The organism is Thermococcus sp. (genome assembly GCF_015523185.1).
GTDB lineage: Archaea > Methanobacteriota_B > Thermococci > Thermococcales > Thermococcaceae > Thermococcus.
Genome location: NZ_WAKV01000046.1, coordinates 21,785 through 40,355 on the forward strand (window position 1 = coordinate 21,785; position 18,571 = coordinate 40,355).

Sequence of the window (18,571 nt, forward strand, 5' to 3'; positions counted from 1 at the left end):
CCCATGGAACAGCTAGGAGATAAGAAAATTGACATTAACTTCCTTCTGTACCCATAGAAATCCGAAAAAATTATCTCCTCACGATTTCATGACCAAAAATCTTAAAACTCTGACTTGAAAAAACACGTGCGGGCTTCAATGCACGAGCTCGTTCTGAGGGGAAAGTTCGTACTCGACGACAGGATTGTTGAAGGCAGTATAGGAATCGACAACGGAAGGATATCAAAGATAGCGACTGGAACCCTCAAGGGAGAACGGGAACTTGAACTGTCGAGATTTTTAATCCTCCCCGGACTGATAGATACCCACGTTCATCTGCGGGACTTCAAGGAGAGGAAAAAGGAAACCATTGAGAGCGGAACCAAAGCGGCCCTTCACGGTGGGATAACGGCCGTCTTCGACATGCCCAATACAAAACCGCTGATTTTGAACATCAAAACGTTTGAAAAGCGCCTCAAACTCTTTCGGGGAAGAGCCCACACCGATTACGCCCTGAGTTTTCTCATAAGGGACAACTGTGAGGAGGCCAAAAAGGCAAAGGCAGACTTTTATAAGGCCTTCATGGGAGCATCAACTGGTGGGGTTTATTCAGAAAACTTCGAGGCTGACTACTCCTGCTCCCCGGGCGTTTTGAGCGTCCACGCGGAAGAGGCGGAGCTGATAAAGGAGAAACCTGAAAGACCACCTGAGGTCGAGGAGAGAGCCATTGAAAGGGCCCTTGACATAGCGGAGAGGATTAAGAAACCCCTCAACGTCTGCCACGTCTCAACGAGTGGTGGAATAAATGTCATATTGCGTGAGAACCTCCCCTGGGTGAGTTTCGAGGTAACACCCCACCACCTGTTCTTGACTAGAAAGGACTACGAGAAGAATCCGCTCCTCAAGGTTTACCCGCCCCTGAGAAGCGAAGAACACGTTAGAGCCCTGTGGGAGAACTTTTCAAAAATCCCGATAATCGCGAGCGACCACGCGCCCCACACAATCGAGGACAAGGAAAAGGGCTCCGCCGGGATTCCTGGCCTTGAGACAGAGGTTTCTCTACTCCTAGACGCTGTAAACCGCGGGATTATTACGGTCTTCGATATCGTCGAGAAGATGCACGACAACCCCGTGAGGGTCTTCGGGATACGGGGAAGGGACTTTAAGGTTGGCAACGAGGCAACGTTTACCGTCGTTGACCCTAAAAGGCAATGGACTGTCAGGCCGGAGGAGTTCTACACGAAAGCTAAGTGGAGCCCCTGGGAGGGGCGGAAGCTTAAAGGGAAGGTCGTGATGACGATTATCCGGGGAAAGGTCGTTATGGAGGGAGATGAAATCGTAGGAAAGCCGAAGGGGGTTCGTTTAAATGTACAGCGTGGTTGAGCTCAGGGAAACATGGGAGGTCGCCAAAGACGTAAGGGCCTTCAGGCTCTCGAATGGGTTCGACTTCACACCGGGCCAGTTTGTGATGCTCTGGCTCCCGGGAGTCGGGGAAAAGCCCTTCAGCCTGGCCTGGAAAGACCTGCTCGTGGTTAAGCGCGTCGGGCCATTCACCTCAAGGCTCTTCGAGCTGGAGGAAGGCGAAAGGCTCTGGGTTCGGGGCCCCTACGGTAGGGGCTTCGAGAAGAAGTGGAAAAGGGTTGCCCTCGTTGCCGGGGGAATAGGGGTCCCCCCCCTCTACGCTCTTGCGAGGGCCTGGGGGAAGGACTTTGAGGAGGTTACGCTTATCTACGGTGCCCACTCCAGAGAGGAGCTAGCATTAATAGACATCGAGGACTACGTGGACGAGGTAATAATAACGACGGACGACGGCTCCGCCGGAAGGAAGGGCTTCCCGACCGATGTCCTGGCTGAGAAAAAGGGAGAATTCGAAGGGGCCTACGCCTGCGGTCCAGAGCCGATGCTAAAGGCCGTTTTGAGGGTTATGGCTTACCGGAACGTCCAGATTTCTGCGGAGCGCTACATGAAGTGTGGCATAGGGGTCTGCGGCTCCTGCAACCTTGGGAAGTACCTCGTGTGTCGCGACGGGCCTGTCTTTGACGGCTTCCAGCTGAGGGAACTTCTCTGACCAGTGAGCTTTTTAAACTCCTTTTTTCCGCTCCGGGCGGTGGGAAGATGAAGTACAGCTGGGAAGAGTTTGCCAGGAAAATGGGAATCGAGCCCCAGATTCTTGAGAACAGGGAGGCAAAGCTCCTTAAGAAATTTGTTGACGACATGCTCTACCCGAGCCACTGCAAATACTGTCAGGGCCTCGATTTGAGCAACCCTAACCCAGTTCACCACCCAAGCTACGAGCTTACCCCAGCCTGCAACCACGACTGCATATTCTGCTACTCAAACGTCGCTGTGAAGCTCGGAAAGGCCCCTAAGCCCGGCTACTACGGTTGGGAGAACCCGAAGGCAATAACCGTCTCGCAGTACGGCGAACCTTTGCTCAGCAAAAGGATAGTTGAGGTAAACAAACTTCTCCGCGAGAGGTTTCCCGAGGCGAGGCTCGACCTTCAGACCAACGGCTCGCTCCTTACAGAGGAACTCTGGCAAAAGCTCGACTTCGACATCGTCATGATAAGCCTCGATGCCTCAACTAGGGAAAAGCACCGAAGAATTACCAACGCGGACACCTTCGATGCCGTCGTAAACGCACTGAGAATAGTTGGCTCTGACAAAAGCGTCCGCTCCGTCGTGAGGACAATCTTTATGCCCGGGATAAACGATGAGGAGGTACCAAAGATAGCGGAGCTAGCTGCTTCCCTTGGAATAGACGAGATGCATCTCCAGCCCCTAACCATTCACGAGCTCAACGTGGAGCGACTTAGGAGAGCAGGCCTCGACTTCGAGAAGGCCGAAAGCATGAGAGAGCTCCTCAAAACGGCGATGGAAGCCAAGAAATACATAGACGTCAGGATAAGCGGTTGTTTGCTCGCCCAGCTCAAGAGGATGGATGCCCTCACGCTCTTCAGCGTTAAGAGAATTGCGAGGGAAGTTGCTCCGGTTGTGAAGAGGGAGAGAAAAGAAGAATGAACCATAACCCCTTTATTATTCTTTAATGTAAAAACCTCTGATGGCAAGGAATATAGTAAATCCCATCCTCAGGGAGGTCATAGTCTTCGTAACCGTAGTTGTCCTACTCTCTGCTCTCATTGCATCGGCCGAGGCAAAGTTAACAGGAAAAAGTGTCGAAGGTGCACTTCAGCCGGGAAAGTTACTTAACAAAACAAAGCAATACCTCTGGTTCTCGGCCGATGTTTTTAAAAACGAAAACGAAAAGACCATAACGATAACCCGGGGCAACTTCACGTTCACATACTACGTCCCAACTCCCCACGGCCTCTACACATCATCTGTGGGAACAACGCCCGGGAAGTCAATCCTTTTAACGCTGGCCATAATGACGCTCTCTCTTCTTCTGATACTCGTTTTTGGAATCCTGTGGGGGTCGAGGGCAGGCTACAGAGGGGGACTCCTAGACAGGATTCTAAGTGTTCTGGGGCCCAGCTTCTCGGCAATTCCCGGCTGGTTCTGGGCTGTTGTTCTGCTCTGGGTTCTGTGGTGGAAGCTCAGCGTCCTCCCCCTGAGTTATCTGGACTACGTCCATCAGGCAAGCGTCGAGGGAAGGGTGACAATTTTAACATACCTGAAGGGCCTCTCCCTGCCGATTCTTACCCTGGCCCTAGTAAACATTCCAGTCTATGCTATGACCGTCAGGAACCTCGTCATCAGGGAAAAAAGCGAGGATTACATCGTAACCGACATCATGAGGGGCCTCCCGGACAGGAAAATAGAGAGAAAACTCCTCCGCGTTGTCCTTCCAAGCTTTCTGACATTCACGAGCTACAGCTTCCTGAACCTCCTAATGAACGACATGGCGGTGGAAGTCCTCTTTAACGTTCCGGGAATCGGCCGAGCCTTTCTAATCGGCGTGTGGATTCTCCTCTACACGGGGAGAGGCGGCATGCTGTTTTTTGCGAGCCTTGTTATGTCAGTTATGTACTTCCTGAACACCTCGATTTTCGAGGCCCTCTACCTGCGACTCGACCCGAGGGTGAGGCGGGATGCGTAGGCTCTCAGCAATTATAATAGCGTTTTTCGTCGCCTTTGCCATCATCGGTCCCCACACGGTCGTTAAGGAGAACGTTGAGAACTGGAACAACGAAACCTACTGGAAGTACAACCCTACCGGCGTTCCTCCCGGATGGTATGGAGAGCTCCGGGGGCTCCCAAAAACGGAATGGCTACATGGTGTCTACGAAAACGGCAGTTTTGTTTATTACTATGACTTCCACTACAACACTGTTCCTCAGGACATCCTGATAATTCCCAACCTAACCAGGTACCTCAAAATCTCAATCGTTGACCCCTTAGGACGGGAGTATCCTCTCTGGAACGGTATAATCCCGAGTTCCCTGAAGATTGGGACCTTGTCCTCGTCCATAGAGGGAATAGCCGATGAGAAATGCGCTCCAAAACCAACGTGGTCCCAGCTCCTCTTCCATGACCCCCTAAAGGCCATATTCGCAAAACCCGGCACGGACTGCGTTTTTAATTTCGCTCCCCTCAAGGGAACCTACAGGATAGTGATAACGGGCAGTTACGGGGGGCTCCAACCGGGAGACGAGCCGAAGGTTAGAATCCTGGGACTCAGTTATGGCAGACTGGGAACTGACGTCTACGGGAGGGACGTCTGGACGGGTTTTGCATACGGGGCAAGGCAAACGATAATTATATCCCTCCTCGGGGCGGGAATTCTTGCACTCCTCTCCCTCGTCCTCGGTTCTCTAAGTGTTATTTCTACCAAAGCAGGCTCCTTTATAAATGCCCTCTCAAAAATCCTTGCTTCAACCCCTTCATTGCCACTTGCGGTCGTACTGGTCGTGCTACTAGGAAAACTTGAAGACATAGGGGTAGATACGCTTAGAATACGGATGAACCCCTACGCAATGGCCCTTGTGGTGGCTCTAGTTTTCATCGGGACGTCATCAAGGGAGATTCGCTCCATAGTCGAGGAGGAGCTAAGAAGGGGCTACATAGAGTCAAGCAAAGCCCTAGGAGCAAGCCCCCTCCAAATCCTTAGGCTCCACGTGCTCCCGGTTCTAATTCTATACACAATTTACATGTTCTCAATGTCCGTTCCCGGAGTAATCGCTTTCATAACACTTCTCGGGTTCTTCAATGTCGTTCCCGGTTTCAACTGGGGGACGCTGATGAGCACGCCCCTCATGGCGGGAATAGCGAAGTACGCCCCCTACTGGTGGCAGATAGTTCCTCTCGGAATATCCCTCGGTGCGATAGCCTACGCATTCATTGACCTCGGAAAGACCATTGAAAGAAAGTTCCTCGAAAGGCCTAAAACCCTCAAAACACAAAATTAATAGGGTGAGACCATGACAACACAAGACATTATTTCTTTTCTCCTACTGCTGGTTTTCCTTGGGATAAACCTCTGGCTATCCCTCCTGAGGATTATGGGAAAGATAGCTGGGAAATTAGCCAAAAAAGCACTTCGCGTTGAACTCCCAGAGAACGAAAAGAAAAACCTGGAAAGACTTTTCACCCCAATATGGGTCTTAGTGGGCCTCTATGGGCTCTGGAAAGCCAGGTGGGACTATCTGGCCATGCTCTTCGCGTTTCTGGCCTTCAGGAGCGGGGCCAACGTTTCACGGCTCCTTGTATACAGCCACCACGATGGGAAAATCCTTGGCGAGATAAGGGGAAGACTACTGGGAACGCTGGCAAAGGCAACGAAGCTTGGACTGCTCCTCGAGGGCATCTTCGTCCTGGCACTAGCTCTATCGTATAAAGCCATCTCAACGGTCTCAACACAGCGGAGCTCGGCCGGAACTTTCCTAATAGAACTCTGGCTTGCCGGATTAGTCTTCGGCTTTGTCTTTGGATGGGTAATAGCCAGGGACAACAGGGGAATCCTCCTGAAAGACCAGATTATGCTTATCCTCCTTTTTGCCGGGAAGAAAGGAGTTGAAAAGACCGAAGAAACAAAGAACCTAATAAAATCCGGTGGAAGGTCTTTAGCTTCGCGCTTTGAAAAATGATATAAAGGCCTTTTCTGTTTCCCTTTTTATGCTCAAGTGTTCGCTCTGCGTTAACGATGAGAGAACGTCGAGAATAGAGGTAGTGAACGGAAGACCAGTATGCCGCGAATGTCAGGTCTACCTGAGGCACCCAATAGACAGGAAGAAAGTGAGAGAAGAGCTTGAAGGACTCATGATAAACGTTGATAGGGCAATAGTTGCCTATTCCGGCGGGAAAGACAGCGTTGTTGCCCTCTACCTGGCGAAGGAGGTCTACAAAGTTCCGGAACTTGAAGCTGTCATGATAGACCACGGGCTCATGTCGGAAAAGGCCATAAAGAACGCGAGAAGGATAGCGGAACACCTTGACGTTCCCTTCAAGATTCTGCGATATGACTACTCGGACATATTCAGAAACGCCCTTCTGAAGGCCCAGAGCCCATGCAGGGCATGTTCAAAAAGAACAATGGAGAAGCTAAGAAAGTACGCCTTGAAAAACGGCTATAGGTACATTATAACCGGCCACGAGTTACCATTCGGCCACCATCCATACAGACTTATGAGCGGTGGAATCGTTCAGATAAGGCTTCTCTCCATGATGACAGAGGAAGAGCGCTTTAAAATCCTGAAAAAGCTCCCCTTTGAGTTCCCAGAATTGCCTGGATACACCACGAACTGCCTCGTTCTTGGACCTACTCTCCAACTCTACTGGGAAAAACACGGTCACAGCTTTGAGCACAGGCGAATAGCGGCTCTGGTTCGCTACGGCCTCATAAGCAGAGAGAAAGCTGAGAGAGAACTTCAGAAGCCAGAAGTGCCGGAGGAGCAGTGGAAAATCGTCCTTAAAAAACTTGGGATAGAAGAGAACCAGATAGAACTTATACGGAGATGATTTCCCTTAACTTTTCCTTTGCAACGTCGAGAACGTCTTCCGGTTCCGCCTCAACCCTTCCCCTAGCTAGGTTGTCAGTTCCACCGCCCTTCCCGCCGAGCTCCTCGATGACCCTCTGAAGGAGTTCATTCATCGAAACCTCAACTTCCTCGTTCCTGGCGAAGAGGGCGTACTCCTCGCTTGCAAGGAGGAGTATTGAGCCAGGGTTTTCCTTGACGAAGTTTACAGCAAAGGCCTGAGCGTCCTTCATGGGCCACTTCTCGACGAGGGCAACCACGTTGTAGTCGCCTATTTCCTCCGCTTTGTCTATGAGGGCAAGCCCCTTCCAGCGCCAGAGCTCGTGCCTCAGCTCATCAATCTTCCCTTCGAGGGAGTCAATCTCTCTCTTCAGCTCCCTGACCCTGTCAAGGAGGGGCCTGTTCTTGTTGGGCATCTCCTCGAGGGAATTCCAGTAGTCTTCGAGGAGCTCGTTGAGCGTCCTCAGGGCCCTGTTACCGGCGACGAACTCTATTCTCCAGAGGTTCTTGGACTTCTTGTAGAAGCGGATAACCTTGATGAAACCTATCTCGGAAGTGTTCTTAACGTGAGTTCCCCCACAGGGTGTTCTGTCAACGTCACCGATGCTCACTATCCTGACCCTGTCGGTTACCTTGCTCACGTGCTTTCTCAGCGTCTTAACGATGTCATCTGGAAGGTACTTAAACTCTTCAACTGTTACAGGAAGCCCCTCGGAGACTATTCTATTGGCCTCGATTTCGGCCCTTGTAACAACTTCCCAGTCGAGTTCTCCGTTGACCTCAATCTTGTTGTAATGCTCGAAAATCTGGAAACCTGTCGTGTCGAGGTCGTAAAGCTTCTTGAGGACCGCCGAGAGGATGTGCTGTCCCGTGTGGTTCTTCATGTTCTCGTATCTCCAGTCCCAGTCGAGCTTGAGCCTCACTTCCTCCCCCTTTTCTGGAATCCTTCCTTCGATTATCCCCTCATGCCAGATTTCATCGCGCTCCTTAACCTTGGTGACCTCAATCGTGAACCCTTTACCCTCGATAAGCCCCCTGTCCGAGGGCTGGCCACCGCCTTCCGGATAGAATATCGTCCTGTCGAGGAGAACCTCAACGAGGCCGTTCCCGAGGTTCTTAACCTCAACAACTTTGGCAGTCGTTTCTTTAAGGTAGGGGTCAGAGTAGTAAAGCCTCTTCGTCATGACAAACACCCCACTACTTTTCCCTTTGTTCTCTCGCGTACTCGCTGACCATCATCCTTAGGAGAGTGGCCAACTCTTTATTGTACTTGTCCTGCATGTCTGCAAACTTTCTCAATGCAAGAGCTATTCCCTTGAGCCTCTTTATGTCGTTTACAATATCCTCCTGCTCGCGCGAAATTTCATCTAAAACCGTGCTAATCTCGACCATTGCCTCTATATCTCTCCCGAGTATCTCCGTTCCCTCCTTAATCCTGTCCATAACTGCCAGAGCGTCTCGGAGGGTTTCAAGCTGGCCCATTACCCTCGTGTTGAAGTCCTTGATTTCCTTGGCGAGATTCATTGTCTGAACCGCCATCTTCCTAATCTCGTCGGCAACAACCGCAAAACCCCTTCCGGCTTCGCCAGCGCGGGCCGCTTCTATAGAGGCGTTGAGGGCAACAAGGTTAGTCTGCTTCGCCACGCTTGCTATCGAGTCGCTTATCCTCGAAACGTATTCGAGGTTTTCAACGAGAGTGTTAAATTCTTGAGCGAAGACCTCAAAACGCTTAAAGAAGGGTAGAAATTCCTCTTGAAACCTTTCGAGCTCCCTCATGACTTGAGAAAGCTTTTCTATGTTCTCAATAATTACCATGTTGTTCTCAAGGAACTGCCCGCTAATCTGCTCGGCTAATTCGTCTATAATTTTGCTCGATTCCCTGCTGGAGGTTTTTATCCTAACAGACTGGGCAAGTGCGCTGGAGGCTTTCTCGATGCTCCTGACGTTCATGTTATCACCTCATCGGAGCAGGTCAATGCCACACTTCAGGTTTTCGAGAAAGTCATAGAAGCGGGGTATGAACTTTTTAGGAATAATCGCCCCGTGCTGGGGCAGTATGGCCTCAACGTCGAGGAACTTCACTTTGTCAAGCCAAGCCTTTATTGCTCTGTTCGTCGGCATTAGTCTCTCGTGAACGGGTCTCATGGCCTGAATATGCCTCTCAATGTTCTCAACAACAATGTATGGCTCATCGAGGAGTGCTATGCCGATGTCCCCCGTAAAGAGGAACTTGCTCCTGTGGTCGTATATTGAGAACTGTCCCGGACTGTGGAGGAAGTGAGCGGGTATGAACTCCAAAGTAGTTGCACCGAAGGTCATAGTCTCTCCTTCGTCCGGTAGCTCATGAACAACGGAGCCAATGTTTTCAAAGCCGAAGTGTGGCAGAAACCTCGTCCAGAGCCAGTGAACTATGATTTTCGCGTTGCTGACTTCCCTCCAGAGGGGCAGACTACCGGCAACGTCCGGGTCCTGGTGGCAAATGTATATGTACTCGATGTCCCTCGGGTCAATGTACTTAGAGGCGTTTGCCAGTACCTTGGAGAAAATCTTGTATCCTCCGGGGTCTATGAGGATTCCCTTGCCCCTGCTGACTATGAGGTAGCTGTTAACGTCAACGTCCTCCCCTCCCTCCTGGGTGCCGAGGTAAACCACGAGATGCTCATCATCTCTGTAAAGGACGTGGTCCTTCCTGGGGTCTAAACCCGGCTGTATAAAGTACTCCCCCATTGCTCACCCCCCAGCTTAATTAGGAGAAGGGTATATTTAAGCGATTTGCCTACACAAGCACCTACATAAACGCTCCTTAGAAAAAGGGGAACGTAAAGGGCTCAGGAACCGCTTCTGGCCTCGATTAAGGCCTTAACCCTCTTCAGCCTGAAGAAGTTCTCGCGCTCCATCTCGTCTAAGCGTTGCTTGATGAACTTGACGGTAGCTTCCATCCTCGGTATGATGATGTATTCCAGCGCGTTAACGCGCCTTTTGGTAACCTCTATCTCTTTTGCGAGCCTCTTGAGAGTTTCCTCGACCTCGGCAAGGCGAACGGCCAAATCGAGAACCTCCTCGAACTTTTCAGCCACAAGGTCAACCTTGGCCGAGCTCGAAACGAAGGCGTAACCCCTCTCCCCAGCGTTTCTCTTGAATGACTCAGCCTCGATGAGTGGAACCGGAACCCCCATGACGTTCCTCTTCTTAATCTCCACTTCCCTATTCGGGTTCACCGAGAGGCTTATCTCCCTAAGGCGGAGGGTTCCGACGTCAATCTCGGCCATCTGGAGGGCTTCGAAGGCTTCTCTCATCTTGAGGTTCAGTTCCTTCCTAAGGTTGAGGGCCTCGTCGTAGATAGTGAAGAACTCCATCACTAGGGCGTCCTGCTTGTCCTTGAGGAGCTTGTGGCCCTTTTTAGCTAAGGTAATACGTCTCTTCAGGTTAAGGAGCTCCATTCGCGTCGGCTTCACGTTGAGCAGTTCTGCCATCTCGACCACCTAAAAATTTGGTAGGGGCTCACTCGCCCCTCTTTCTGTACTTCGGGTGGTACTTGAGGATGTACTCCTTCCTGACACGCTTGAGCTCGCTCTCCGGAAGTTCCGCGAGGAGCTCCCATCCGAGGTCCAATGTTTCAAAGATGCTCCTGTCTTCATCATACCTCTGGGCGACGAATTCACGCTCAAACCTGTCCGCGAACTTGAGGTACTTTCTGTCAGTCTCGCTCAAAGCCTCCTCACCAACAACGGCGACGAGGTCCCTAAGCGAGCGCCCCTCTGCGTAAGCAGCGTAGAGCTGCTGGGCAAGCTGTGGATGGTCTTCCCTGGTCCTTCCCTTACCGATACCGTCCTTCATCAGACGGCTGAGCGAGGGCAAAACGTCAATCGGCGGGTAGATACCTTTCCTGTGGAGTTCCCTGCTGAGAACTATCTGACCCTCGGTAATGTAACCAGTCAAATCTGGAATCGGGTGGGTTATGTCGTCGTCGGGCATGGTAAGGATAGGCATCTGGGTTATGCTTCCCTTCTTGCCCCTAACCCTTCCAGCACGTTCGTAGATTGTAGCCAAGTCGGTGTACATGTAACCCGGATAACCGCGCCTTCCGGGAACCTCTTCTCTAGCGGCAGAAATCTCACGTAAAGCTTCGGCGTAGTTTGTCATGTCGGTGAGTATAACCAGAACCTGCATGTCGTAGTCGAAGGCTAGGTACTCAGCCACGGTAAGGGCCATACGCGGGGTGATGATTCTCTCGATGGCAGGGTCGTCCGCTAGGTTAAGGAACAGAACGGCCCTCTCTATGGCTCCTGTCTCTTCAAAGCTCTTCTTGAAGAAGTTGGCCTCTTCATAGGTGATACCCATTGCCGCGAAGACCACCGCGAACTGCTCCTCCTCACCGAGGACCTTAGCCTGCCTCGCTATTTGTGCAGCTAACATGTTGTGTGGCAAACCAGAGCCACTGAATATGGGGAGCTTCTGACCCCTGACGAGGGTGTTCATACCGTCTATTGCTGAAATACCTGTCTGAATGAAGTCCCTTGGGTAGGCTCTTGCCACTGGATTGAGTGGCGCACCGTGGACGTCTCTCCTGTCCTCAGGAATTATTTCCGGTCCGCCGTCGATGGGCTTACCGATACCGTTGAATATCCTACCCAGCATGTCCATTGAAACGGGAACCTTAAGGGTCTCACCGGTAAAGCGGACGCGCGTGCTCTTGACGTCCAAATCGCGAGTTCCCTCGAAGACCTGGACTATTGCGAGGTTCTCCCTAGCCTCGAGAACCTGTCCCTTTCTCTTCTCCCCGCTCTCGGTCTCTATCTCAACGACCTCACCGTAGGCCACTCCCTTGACGCCCTCGACTATCATGAGAGGCCCGTAAATCTTGCTAACTGTTGAGTACTCCATTCCCGGCATGAGCATCACGCTCCGTACTTCTTGAAGAGCTCCTCAAACTGGGCATTGGTTTCATCTATGAGGGCCCTAATCTTCTCCACATCCGGCTCGAACTTCATACGACCAATCTTCTCCCTGACAGGGAGCTTGGCAATCTCATCAACCGGAACGCCCTTGTTAACCGCCTCCATGGTCTTCTCGTAGAAGTTGAGGATTACACGCATCATTGTAACCTGCTTCTTGGGCGGGCAGTAGGTGTCGACCTCGTCGAAGGCATCCTGCTGGAGGTAGTCCTCACGGAGCATCCTTGTGACGATGAGTATAGCCTTCTCCCTGTCTGGCAGTGCATCCGGACCTACGATTCTGACTATCTCCTGCAGTTCAGCCTCCTTCTGGAGGAGGGCCATCGCTGTGTCGCGCATCTTCCTCCACTCTGGGTCAACGTTATTGTGCCACCAGTCCTGGACTGCGTCGATATAGAGGGAGTAGCTCCTCAGCCAGTTGATTGCCGGGAAGTGCCTCCTCCTGGCTAAGTCAGCATCGAGGGCCCAGAAGACCTTGACGACCCTCAAAGTGTTCTGAACGACCGGCTCGCTGAAGTCACCACCGGGCGGTGAAACCGCTCCAATGACGGAGACGCTACCAACCCTCGGCTCACTTCCAAGTGTAACAACGCGACCTGCTCTCTCGTAGAACTCCGCTATCTTTGAGGCCAAGTAAGCAGGATAACCCTCTTCACCGGGCATTTCTTCCAGACGGCCCGAGATTTCACGGAGCGCTTCCGCCCACCTGCTCGTTGAGTCGGCCATCAGAGCGACGTCATAGCCCTGGTCGCGGAAGTATTCAGCTATGGTGATTCCAGTATAGATGGACGCCTCACGGGCAGCGACCGGCATGTTGGAGGTGTTGGCTATCAAAACGGTTCTCTCCATGAGGGGCTTTCCAGTCTTCGGGTCCTTCAGTTTGGGGAACTCTTCAAGCACGTCGGTCATCTCGTTACCGCGCTCACCGCAACCAATGTAAACAACCACCTGAGCGTCACTCCATTTGGCCAACTGATGTTGAGTGACGGTCTTACCTGAACCAAACGGGCCAGGGATAGCGGCAGTTCCACCCTTGGCTATGGAGAAGAAGGTATCTATGGTCCTCTGTCCAGTGATGAGAGGAACCTCTGGCGGGAGCTTGTTCTTGTAGGGCCTCTTGACACGGACAGGCCACTTGTGGTACATCTTGAGCTCCTCGATGGTTCCGTCGGGTTTTTTGACCTTGGCTATGACCTCCTCAACGGTGTAGTCACCTTCCTCGGCTATCTCAATGATTTCTCCCTCGACCCATGGGGGAACGAGGATTTTATGCTCGATGATGCTCGTTTCCGGAACGACACCGAGGACGTCCCCACCGGTGACCTTGTCGCCCACCTTAACGGTTGGCGTGAAGTGCCACTTCTTGTCCCTCGGCAAAGCTGGAGCGGTAAGACCTCTCGCTATGAAGTCTCCGCTAAGCTCGCGAAGCTTTTCAAGCGGTCTCTGAATTCCGTCGTACATTGAGGTGAGCAGTCCAGGACCGAGCTCGACGCTGAGCGACGAACCGGTTCCCTCGACGGGTTCACCTGGCTTTATACCTGCAGTTTCCTCATAGACCTGGATAACCGCCTTGTCGCCTTCGAGACGGATGATTTCTCCAATGAGACCCATCTCACCGACGCGAACGACCTCGTACATCTTGGCCCCTTTCATGCCGTCTGCAACGACGAGTGGTCCGGTAACGCGAATTATCCTTCCCATTTCCCTTCACCTCTTAAGCTCAACACCTATTGCCCTCCTGACTATCTCGCGGAGGGCCTCTTCACCAAACTTAGAGCCGGACTTGTCCGGCACCTGAAGGATGATTGGAATTGTAACGTCAGGCAACTCAATCCTCTGGGCAAACCTCTCGGTTATGAGTATAATCCCAACGTCGCCCCTCTCTATGAGCTCGTTAAGCTTGTTCTTCAGCCTCTCCATGTCGAGGGGGCTGTCCTCAAAGGAATAAACCTCGTGAACCCCGGCCAGCTTAAAGCCGAGGGCAGTGTCCCTGTCACCGAGGACGGCTATCTTCATGCCACCTCACCCACGAGTTCCTTTATACGCTCTGGTTTGACTCCATTCTCTATGAGCTTTGCTATGGCCCTTAGCTTCCTCATTTCCCTCTCTTTTCTGAGGATGTAGCTCAGTGGCGTTGCGATGCTGAGCGGATAGAAGCGTTCGAGCTCGGAAATTCTCTCGATTATGTAGTCGCTGAAGGCCTTCTCGAGGACACTCAGGTCCTTCTCGATTTCCTCCCTGACGTCCCTAATGACAGGACCGTACTTTGTAGAGTCGAGCTCAGCTAGGGCCATGTCGAAGGAATCAACGTGCAAAAGCGAGTCGAGCTTAACGGTTCCACCCGGGATTAGCATGGGCTTTATCTCCTCCGCGGAGAGGCCGGCCTTCTTAGCTCTCAGGGCTGTGAGGATGTTAACCCTATCCACCAAAAGCCTCACGAACTCCTCGAGTATGGCCCTCTCCTCGTCTTTTCTAGACTTGGCATAGGCGAGGAGCTTGGCATAGTACATCCTGTAAAGCTCGGTTTCAAACTTGGTGACGTCTATCTCTCCGAGGAGAAGTTTCTGGTAGACATCCTCGTAGGGAGTTCCCTCCAGTATGACAAGGATTTCCTCCAAGGTTTTAGCTTCGGCCATGGCCTTGACCTTGGGGAGCATGGTTCCAAGCTCCACTATATAGTCACTGGCCGATTCGTTAGCGAGCTTCGCCTTGACCACGTTGGCTATGTTTCTCACATCCCAGCCCTCGAGTAGGAGCTCAAAGAAGCCCCTGGAACGCTTTGGCAGTATCTTGAACATGAGCCCGTAGGTTCCAGCGAGGGCCCTCTCCAATGCCCTTTCGATTTCCTCTATGGAGTAGCTTGAAACGTCGGCGAGGTAGTCCTTGTAGTCGGTGTCCTCTAGGTTGACAACGAAGTTCTGGAGGGTTCTGCTCTCGGCCAGCTCGTTGAACTTCTGCTCGCTGAGGAGCTTCGCTTCCATGGCCTTAATCCTAGCGTTGGGGTAGGAGTAAGGGGTATACTTGTAGATGTACTGACCGGTCTTGTAGGTAACCCACGTGAATATAACGGCAAGCGTTGTGTCAAGGATTCCCACTATTGGCTCCATTCGCATCACCCGAAGAGGGCCTTGGCAATCGTAGCCCTCAGCTCGCTTTCAAAGCGTTCTATCCTGGCCTCAAAGGTGTTGTCAACTCTCACACTCCCGTCGGAGCTCTCGACGAGGACACCACCGATTGTCTGGATTGGCTCGCCAATTGTAACTTCAATGTCCTTTCCGAGGGCCTCTTTGAGCTTCTCCCTGAACTCGGAGAGCCTTTCAACGATGAGCTTGAGTGTTCTCTCGTTTGAGCGAACGAGAACCTTATCAACGCCGAGCTCCTCAACGGCCTTGACGGTTAGTTCAACGAGCATCGGGAAGTACTCATCCTCCGGAAGGTCCGCAAGCCTCTTCTTGAGGGACTCGATTACCTCTTTGATGAGCTCCTCTTGAACGGCGAGCTTCTTCTTCCTAACTTCGAGCTTGGCGTTGGCTATGACCCTCTGCTTCTCTATCTCGGCCTGAGTTTTTGCCTTTCTGAGTATCCACTCGGCTTTTGACTCGGCCCTCTTCCTTGCTTCTTCCTTGAGCCTCTCGGCCTCTTCTCTGGCCTCGCTGAGTATGTACTGTATCTTCTGCTCGGCCTCTCTGTTTATCTCCTGGATTATCAGTTCAGCCCCTTCCATCTTCAATCCTCCTCAAGCTGTAAAAAGGAGAGGGCTCAGAAGCCAACGCCGGTGGCTATCATGATGAGCGCACCGACGAGACCGAAGATTGCCATTGTTTCGGCCATAGCCGCGAAGATGATGCCCTGGGTGAAGGTCTTGGGGTTCTTGGCGACGGCACCGATTCCAGCGCTGGCTATGATACCCTGCGGTATGGCTGAGAGACCGGTGAGGCCAACGGTAAGGCCGGCACCGAAGAGGATGGCACTCTTAACGAGGTTGTCTGTCGTTGGCTGTGCGAACCTAAAACCGCCACCGATTATGCCGGCACTGAGCAGTATGAGGAACAGCGTAATGAGACCATAGATACTCTGGGTCATCGGCAGACCTTCGAGTATCAGCGCGTTCTTGAAGTTCTTCTCGTCCTCTGCAACCACTCCAGCGGCCGCGGCACCGGCAACACCGACACCGAAGGCCGAAGCCGCTCCAGCGAGACCGGCCGCGAGGGCCGCACCAAGGGATACGTAAACTATCGGGTCCATCCTTCATGCACCTCCATCAGCTTTCAACTCAAGTTTTGAAACCTCCCTCTTGGCCTTGAAAGGGTTGAAGGGCTTTCCATCGCCCGAGTAAAACGTTCCAAAGAACTCAACATACTGGAGACGGAGCGAGTGAACAAAGGCTCCAAGGGCGTTTATGGCGGTCGAAAACAACTGACCGCCGATAAAGATTATTAGGCCGATTACTATTCCCAGCGGAACGACGCTTATCTTGATTCCCCAGACCATTGCAGCAAGGACGTTAACGACCATCGCTATTCCACTCGTTGCCAGAGCCAGCGCCATCAGACGGGCGTAGCTGAGCCAGGTTCCGACGAAACCAAAGAAGTCCGATATTATCATCAGAGCCGCGAGTCCACCGTTGCTGATTATCTCTCCAATGGCAAAGAGGACTATGCCGACTCCGAAGAGAGCCTTAGCACCAAGGACAAGCGAGGGGTTCTTCGTGACGAAGAAGGCTATGCTGAGTATTATCAGTACCCACGGAAGCTGTTCAAAGACAGCCCCTTTCCTGTCACCGTTCTTCCACTTGAGGTAAAAGCCTATGCTATAACCAACAAAGAGGTGAGCCAGTCCTATTCCCAACGCCGCGAGGAGCACCGGGAGCGGTTCCCTGAGAGGGTCTATTATGCGCCAGGCGTGAGCGTTCGGGTTTCCGGTGATATACTGAAGGACTATATCAGCGGCGTTGCCGAAGTAACTGCCGAAGAGGATTCCCATAAGCATCGTGAAGAACGAGCTTATTAGCAGGGTGTAGGCGAACTTGTAAGTTCCATCGTCGAACTTCTTGTGGCCCTTGACGAGCAGTGCGGCAACTATTCCTACTATGAGGCCGTACATGAAGTCCGTAAGCATGAAGCCGAAGAAGAAAGAATAGGTGAAGGCTATTATTGGTGTCGGGTCTATCTCGTCGTACCTCGGGACACCGTACATCTCGGTCAGCATCTCGAAGGGTCTTGCCCATCTTGGATTCTTGAGCTTTATCGGAATCTCTTCGAGTTCTTCTTTGCTTGGCTCGCGGACGTTTATGTATGCCTTGCCCTTGGTTACCTTCTTTATTCCCTTGAGGACTTTAGGAACGTCAACGCGCGGAAGCCAGCCGGTTAAGGCAAAGGTCATGTTGGTTCTGGCAAGCTTTGGAAGGACGTTGGCCTTGTCACGCTCGTTCTCCATGAGCTCCTGGTAAAAGACAACGTCGTCGTAGTACTTCTCGGCGAGTTTCTCTGCTTCCTTTCTGGCATCGTCAAGCTCCCTGAGCTTTGCGTCAAGCTTCCTCCGGTACTCACCGACGAGCTCTCCCGGAGTTCCCTCGCCCTCTGGAACCTCAATCCTCTCAAAGGAGTGCTTAGCCAGGACGGAGTTTACCTTGTCGTGGTCCTTGGAGAGGTTCGCTATAACGAGGAGTGCCCTGTCACCGGCGTCTTTACTCACGATTGCAACCCTGCCCTCCGTAATTTTTTTCAGGTCATCAAGGAGAGCAGAAAGCTTGACCCTCTCAACGGAACCAACGTTGACTTCAACGAGGCCGCTGTGCCTGAGATACTCAACCGGGAGCCTAAACACGGAGAGCAACTCTAAGGTGGATATTGCCTCTTTAATCTTTTCTATCTCCGTCTGAAGGGAACTGAGTTTTCCCTCAACCGCCTTTATTTCTGGCTCAACTCTGGCCAGAAAATCCTCAACGTCCTTAATGAGCTTCTCAAGGCCCTCATAGCGGTAGGTCCTCTTGGGCTTCTCCTTGGGGAAGAAAAACTCCTTCAGTCCCCCTCCAGAGGTCTTCTTGTGTGCCCTCAGGAAATCAACAAGGCGAGAGATGGTTATGCTGTAGGACGCGGCCTTCCTGTGGTACTCGTTGGGAGCATCTCTCTGGGCTAACTTAACATCGAGCTCGCGAATCTCAACGAGTCCGGCCTCGTGGAGGTAAGTTAGCAGTTCGTCCTTGTAGCGATTGAGTGTTATAACATCAAGCTTGACCATTTCCTCGGGCCTGAACATTTCAGCCCCCTCTCACAAGCTCTATTGCCCGGACTATTGCAGTTTCAAAGTTAGCCTCGGCCTTTGAGCGGAGGGACTCTATTTCATTCTCCCCCTCCTCAAGAATCCGCCTAGCCTCGGCCTCACCCTCTTCCCTAGCCTTTTGGATAAGGGAATCAGCCTCAACCTGAGCTTTGGCCAGGATTTCCTCCTCTATTGCTCTCGCTTCTTCTTTGGCCTTCAGGACTATAGACTTTGCTTCCTCCTTAGCTCGTTCAATGCGCTCCTCTGCTTCCTTTTCTGCATCAACAATCCGCTTGATGACGTCCTCCATGAGCCGTCCCTCCGATGACCCCGAAAACAGCTGAACTTTTCGCCAACTTTGGCTTTCCTAATTGGTTTAAATAGTTTATGGTTTTGAAGTACAGAAATGAAAAAATGATTAAAAGTGTGCATTCATTTTCG

General features: G+C 52.0%; 19 protein-coding genes. 7 read left to right on the plus strand and 12 right to left on the minus strand.

From position 1 onward, the window contains the following. Nucleotides 1-138: 138 nt before the first annotated feature. The 7 genes from F7B33_RS04980 to F7B33_RS05010 are packed head-to-tail and all read left to right on the plus strand — an operon-like array spanning nt 139 to nt 6,897. The gene (locus tag F7B33_RS04980) at nt 139-1,362 is read left to right on the plus strand and encodes a dihydroorotase (RefSeq protein WP_297062087.1); all 1,224 of its coding nucleotides are present in this window, start codon (nt 139-141) and stop codon (nt 1,360-1,362) included. After that, nucleotides 1,346-2,047 (plus strand): dihydroorotate dehydrogenase electron transfer subunit, encoded by a 702-nt coding sequence (locus tag F7B33_RS04985; protein ID WP_297073509.1) that lies wholly within the window; start codon nt 1,346-1,348, stop codon nt 2,045-2,047. Before F7B33_RS04980 ends, F7B33_RS04985 begins: the two co-directional genes overlap by 17 nt. Before the next feature lie 47 nt (nt 2,048-2,094). Further along, nucleotides 2,095-3,000 carry a radical SAM protein gene (locus tag F7B33_RS04990; RefSeq protein WP_297062082.1) on the plus strand — a complete coding sequence of 302 codons (906 nt, stop codon included), beginning with the start codon at nt 2,095-2,097 and terminating at the stop codon, nt 2,998-3,000. Between the two features lie 40 nt (nt 3,001-3,040). Beyond that, complete coding sequence (locus F7B33_RS04995) at nt 3,041-4,039, plus strand: ABC transporter permease (RefSeq protein ID WP_297062081.1); 999 nt, start codon at nt 3,041-3,043, stop codon at nt 4,037-4,039. After that, a complete protein-coding gene (locus tag F7B33_RS05000) occupies nt 4,032-5,348 on the plus strand; it encodes an ABC transporter permease subunit (RefSeq protein WP_297073511.1) in 1,317 nt (438 codons plus the stop codon). The genes F7B33_RS04995 and F7B33_RS05000 overlap by 8 nt, the downstream gene beginning before the upstream one ends. A 12-nt stretch (nt 5,349-5,360) precedes the next feature. Continuing rightward, nucleotides 5,361-6,026: a hypothetical protein gene (locus F7B33_RS05005; RefSeq protein WP_297073514.1), complete on the plus strand. Its 666-nt coding sequence runs from the start codon at nt 5,361-5,363 to the stop codon at nt 6,024-6,026. A gap of 28 nt (nt 6,027-6,054) precedes the next feature. Next, entirely contained in the window at nt 6,055-6,897 is an 843-nt protein-coding gene (locus tag F7B33_RS05010; RefSeq protein ID WP_297073516.1) for a 7-cyano-7-deazaguanine synthase, read from the plus strand. Here the strand turns inward: F7B33_RS05010 and F7B33_RS05015 are convergent. From F7B33_RS05015 to F7B33_RS05070, 12 genes are all read right to left on the minus strand, one after another. Beyond that, complete coding sequence (locus F7B33_RS05015) at nt 6,884-8,098, minus strand: DHHA1 domain-containing protein (RefSeq protein WP_297073519.1); 1,215 nt, start codon at nt 8,096-8,098, stop codon at nt 6,884-6,886. The genes F7B33_RS05010 and F7B33_RS05015 overlap by 14 nt on opposite strands. A gap of 13 nt (nt 8,099-8,111) precedes the next feature. Beyond that, nucleotides 8,112-8,864, minus strand: coding sequence for a methyl-accepting chemotaxis protein (locus tag F7B33_RS05020; RefSeq protein WP_297073521.1), 753 nt, complete (start codon nt 8,862-8,864; stop codon nt 8,112-8,114). 9 nt (nt 8,865-8,873) lie between these two features. After that, nucleotides 8,874-9,641 (minus strand): MBL fold metallo-hydrolase, encoded by a 768-nt coding sequence (locus F7B33_RS05025; protein WP_297073523.1) that lies wholly within the window; start codon nt 9,639-9,641, stop codon nt 8,874-8,876. Nucleotides 9,642-9,742: 101 nt separating this feature from the next. Next, on the minus strand, nt 9,743-10,387 hold the full coding sequence (locus F7B33_RS05030; protein WP_297073525.1) for a V-type ATP synthase subunit D: 645 nt from the start codon (nt 10,385-10,387) through the stop codon (nt 9,743-9,745). A 28-nt stretch (nt 10,388-10,415) separates the two neighbouring features. Next, complete coding sequence (locus tag F7B33_RS05035; RefSeq protein WP_297073539.1) at nt 10,416-11,807, minus strand: ATP synthase subunit B; 1,392 nt, start codon at nt 11,805-11,807, stop codon at nt 10,416-10,418. 5 nt (nt 11,808-11,812) lie between these two features. Next, nucleotides 11,813-13,570, minus strand: a complete 1,758-nt coding sequence (locus F7B33_RS05040; RefSeq protein ID WP_297063017.1) for an ATP synthase subunit A — start codon at nt 13,568-13,570, stop codon at nt 11,813-11,815. Between the two features lie 6 nt (nt 13,571-13,576). Then, complete coding sequence (locus tag F7B33_RS05045; protein ID WP_297063019.1) at nt 13,577-13,885, minus strand: V-type ATP synthase subunit F; 309 nt, start codon at nt 13,883-13,885, stop codon at nt 13,577-13,579. Beyond that, complete coding sequence (locus tag F7B33_RS05050; protein ID WP_297063020.1) at nt 13,882-14,976, minus strand: V-type ATP synthase subunit C; 1,095 nt, start codon at nt 14,974-14,976, stop codon at nt 13,882-13,884. The genes F7B33_RS05045 and F7B33_RS05050 overlap by 4 nt, the downstream gene beginning before the upstream one ends. 5 nt (nt 14,977-14,981) lie before the next feature. Beyond that, on the minus strand, nt 14,982-15,593 hold the full coding sequence (locus F7B33_RS05055) for a V-type ATP synthase subunit E (RefSeq protein ID WP_297063022.1): 612 nt from the start codon (nt 15,591-15,593) through the stop codon (nt 14,982-14,984). Between the two features lie 35 nt (nt 15,594-15,628). Next, a complete protein-coding gene (locus F7B33_RS05060) occupies nt 15,629-16,114 on the minus strand; it encodes a V-type ATP synthase subunit K (protein ID WP_297063024.1) in 486 nt (161 codons plus the stop codon). Between the two features lie 3 nt (nt 16,115-16,117). Continuing rightward, nucleotides 16,118-18,127, minus strand: a complete 2,010-nt coding sequence (locus F7B33_RS05065; protein WP_297073527.1) for a V-type ATP synthase subunit I — start codon at nt 18,125-18,127, stop codon at nt 16,118-16,120. Nucleotide 18,128: 1 nt separating this feature from the next. Further along, nucleotides 18,129-18,440, minus strand: a complete 312-nt coding sequence (locus F7B33_RS05070; RefSeq protein ID WP_297073529.1) for a V-type ATP synthase subunit H — start codon at nt 18,438-18,440, stop codon at nt 18,129-18,131. Nucleotides 18,441-18,571: the final 131 nt, after the last annotated feature.

What these genes read in the sequence shown, in the direction of transcription:
- F7B33_RS04980 (WP_297062087.1), top strand. Translation starts at nt 139, where the DNA reads ATGCACGAGCTCGTTCTGAGGGGAAAGTTCGTACTCGACGACAGGATT.
- F7B33_RS04985 (WP_297073509.1), top strand. Translation starts at nt 1,346, where the DNA reads ATGTACAGCGTGGTTGAGCTCAGGGAAACATGGGAGGTCGCCAAAGAC.
- F7B33_RS04990 (WP_297062082.1), top strand. Translation starts at nt 2,095, where the DNA reads ATGAAGTACAGCTGGGAAGAGTTTGCCAGGAAAATGGGAATCGAGCCC.
- F7B33_RS04995 (WP_297062081.1), top strand. Translation starts at nt 3,041, where the DNA reads ATGGCAAGGAATATAGTAAATCCCATCCTCAGGGAGGTCATAGTCTTC.
- F7B33_RS05000 (WP_297073511.1), top strand. Translation starts at nt 4,032, where the DNA reads ATGCGTAGGCTCTCAGCAATTATAATAGCGTTTTTCGTCGCCTTTGCC.
- F7B33_RS05005 (WP_297073514.1), top strand. Translation starts at nt 5,361, where the DNA reads ATGACAACACAAGACATTATTTCTTTTCTCCTACTGCTGGTTTTCCTT.
- F7B33_RS05010 (WP_297073516.1), top strand. Translation starts at nt 6,055, where the DNA reads ATGCTCAAGTGTTCGCTCTGCGTTAACGATGAGAGAACGTCGAGAATA.
- F7B33_RS05015 (WP_297073519.1), bottom strand. Translation starts at nt 8,098, where the DNA reads ATGACGAAGAGGCTTTACTACTCTGACCCCTACCTTAAAGAAACGACT.
- F7B33_RS05020 (WP_297073521.1), bottom strand. Translation starts at nt 8,864, where the DNA reads ATGAACGTCAGGAGCATCGAGAAAGCCTCCAGCGCACTTGCCCAGTCT.
- F7B33_RS05025 (WP_297073523.1), bottom strand. Translation starts at nt 9,641, where the DNA reads ATGGGGGAGTACTTTATACAGCCGGGTTTAGACCCCAGGAAGGACCAC.
- F7B33_RS05030 (WP_297073525.1), bottom strand. Translation starts at nt 10,387, where the DNA reads ATGGCAGAACTGCTCAACGTGAAGCCGACGCGAATGGAGCTCCTTAAC.
- F7B33_RS05035 (WP_297073539.1), bottom strand. Translation starts at nt 11,807, where the DNA reads ATGCCGGGAATGGAGTACTCAACAGTTAGCAAGATTTACGGGCCTCTC.
- F7B33_RS05040 (WP_297063017.1), bottom strand. Translation starts at nt 13,570, where the DNA reads ATGGGAAGGATAATTCGCGTTACCGGACCACTCGTCGTTGCAGACGGC.
- F7B33_RS05045 (WP_297063019.1), bottom strand. Translation starts at nt 13,885, where the DNA reads ATGAAGATAGCCGTCCTCGGTGACAGGGACACTGCCCTCGGCTTTAAG.
- F7B33_RS05050 (WP_297063020.1), bottom strand. Translation starts at nt 14,976, where the DNA reads ATGGAGCCAATAGTGGGAATCCTTGACACAACGCTTGCCGTTATATTC.
- F7B33_RS05055 (WP_297063022.1), bottom strand. Translation starts at nt 15,593, where the DNA reads ATGGAAGGGGCTGAACTGATAATCCAGGAGATAAACAGAGAGGCCGAG.
- F7B33_RS05060 (WP_297063024.1), bottom strand. Translation starts at nt 16,114, where the DNA reads ATGGACCCGATAGTTTACGTATCCCTTGGTGCGGCCCTCGCGGCCGGT.
- F7B33_RS05065 (WP_297073527.1), bottom strand. Translation starts at nt 18,127, where the DNA reads ATGTTCAGGCCCGAGGAAATGGTCAAGCTTGATGTTATAACACTCAAT.
- F7B33_RS05070 (WP_297073529.1), bottom strand. Translation starts at nt 18,440, where the DNA reads ATGGAGGACGTCATCAAGCGGATTGTTGATGCAGAAAAGGAAGCAGAG.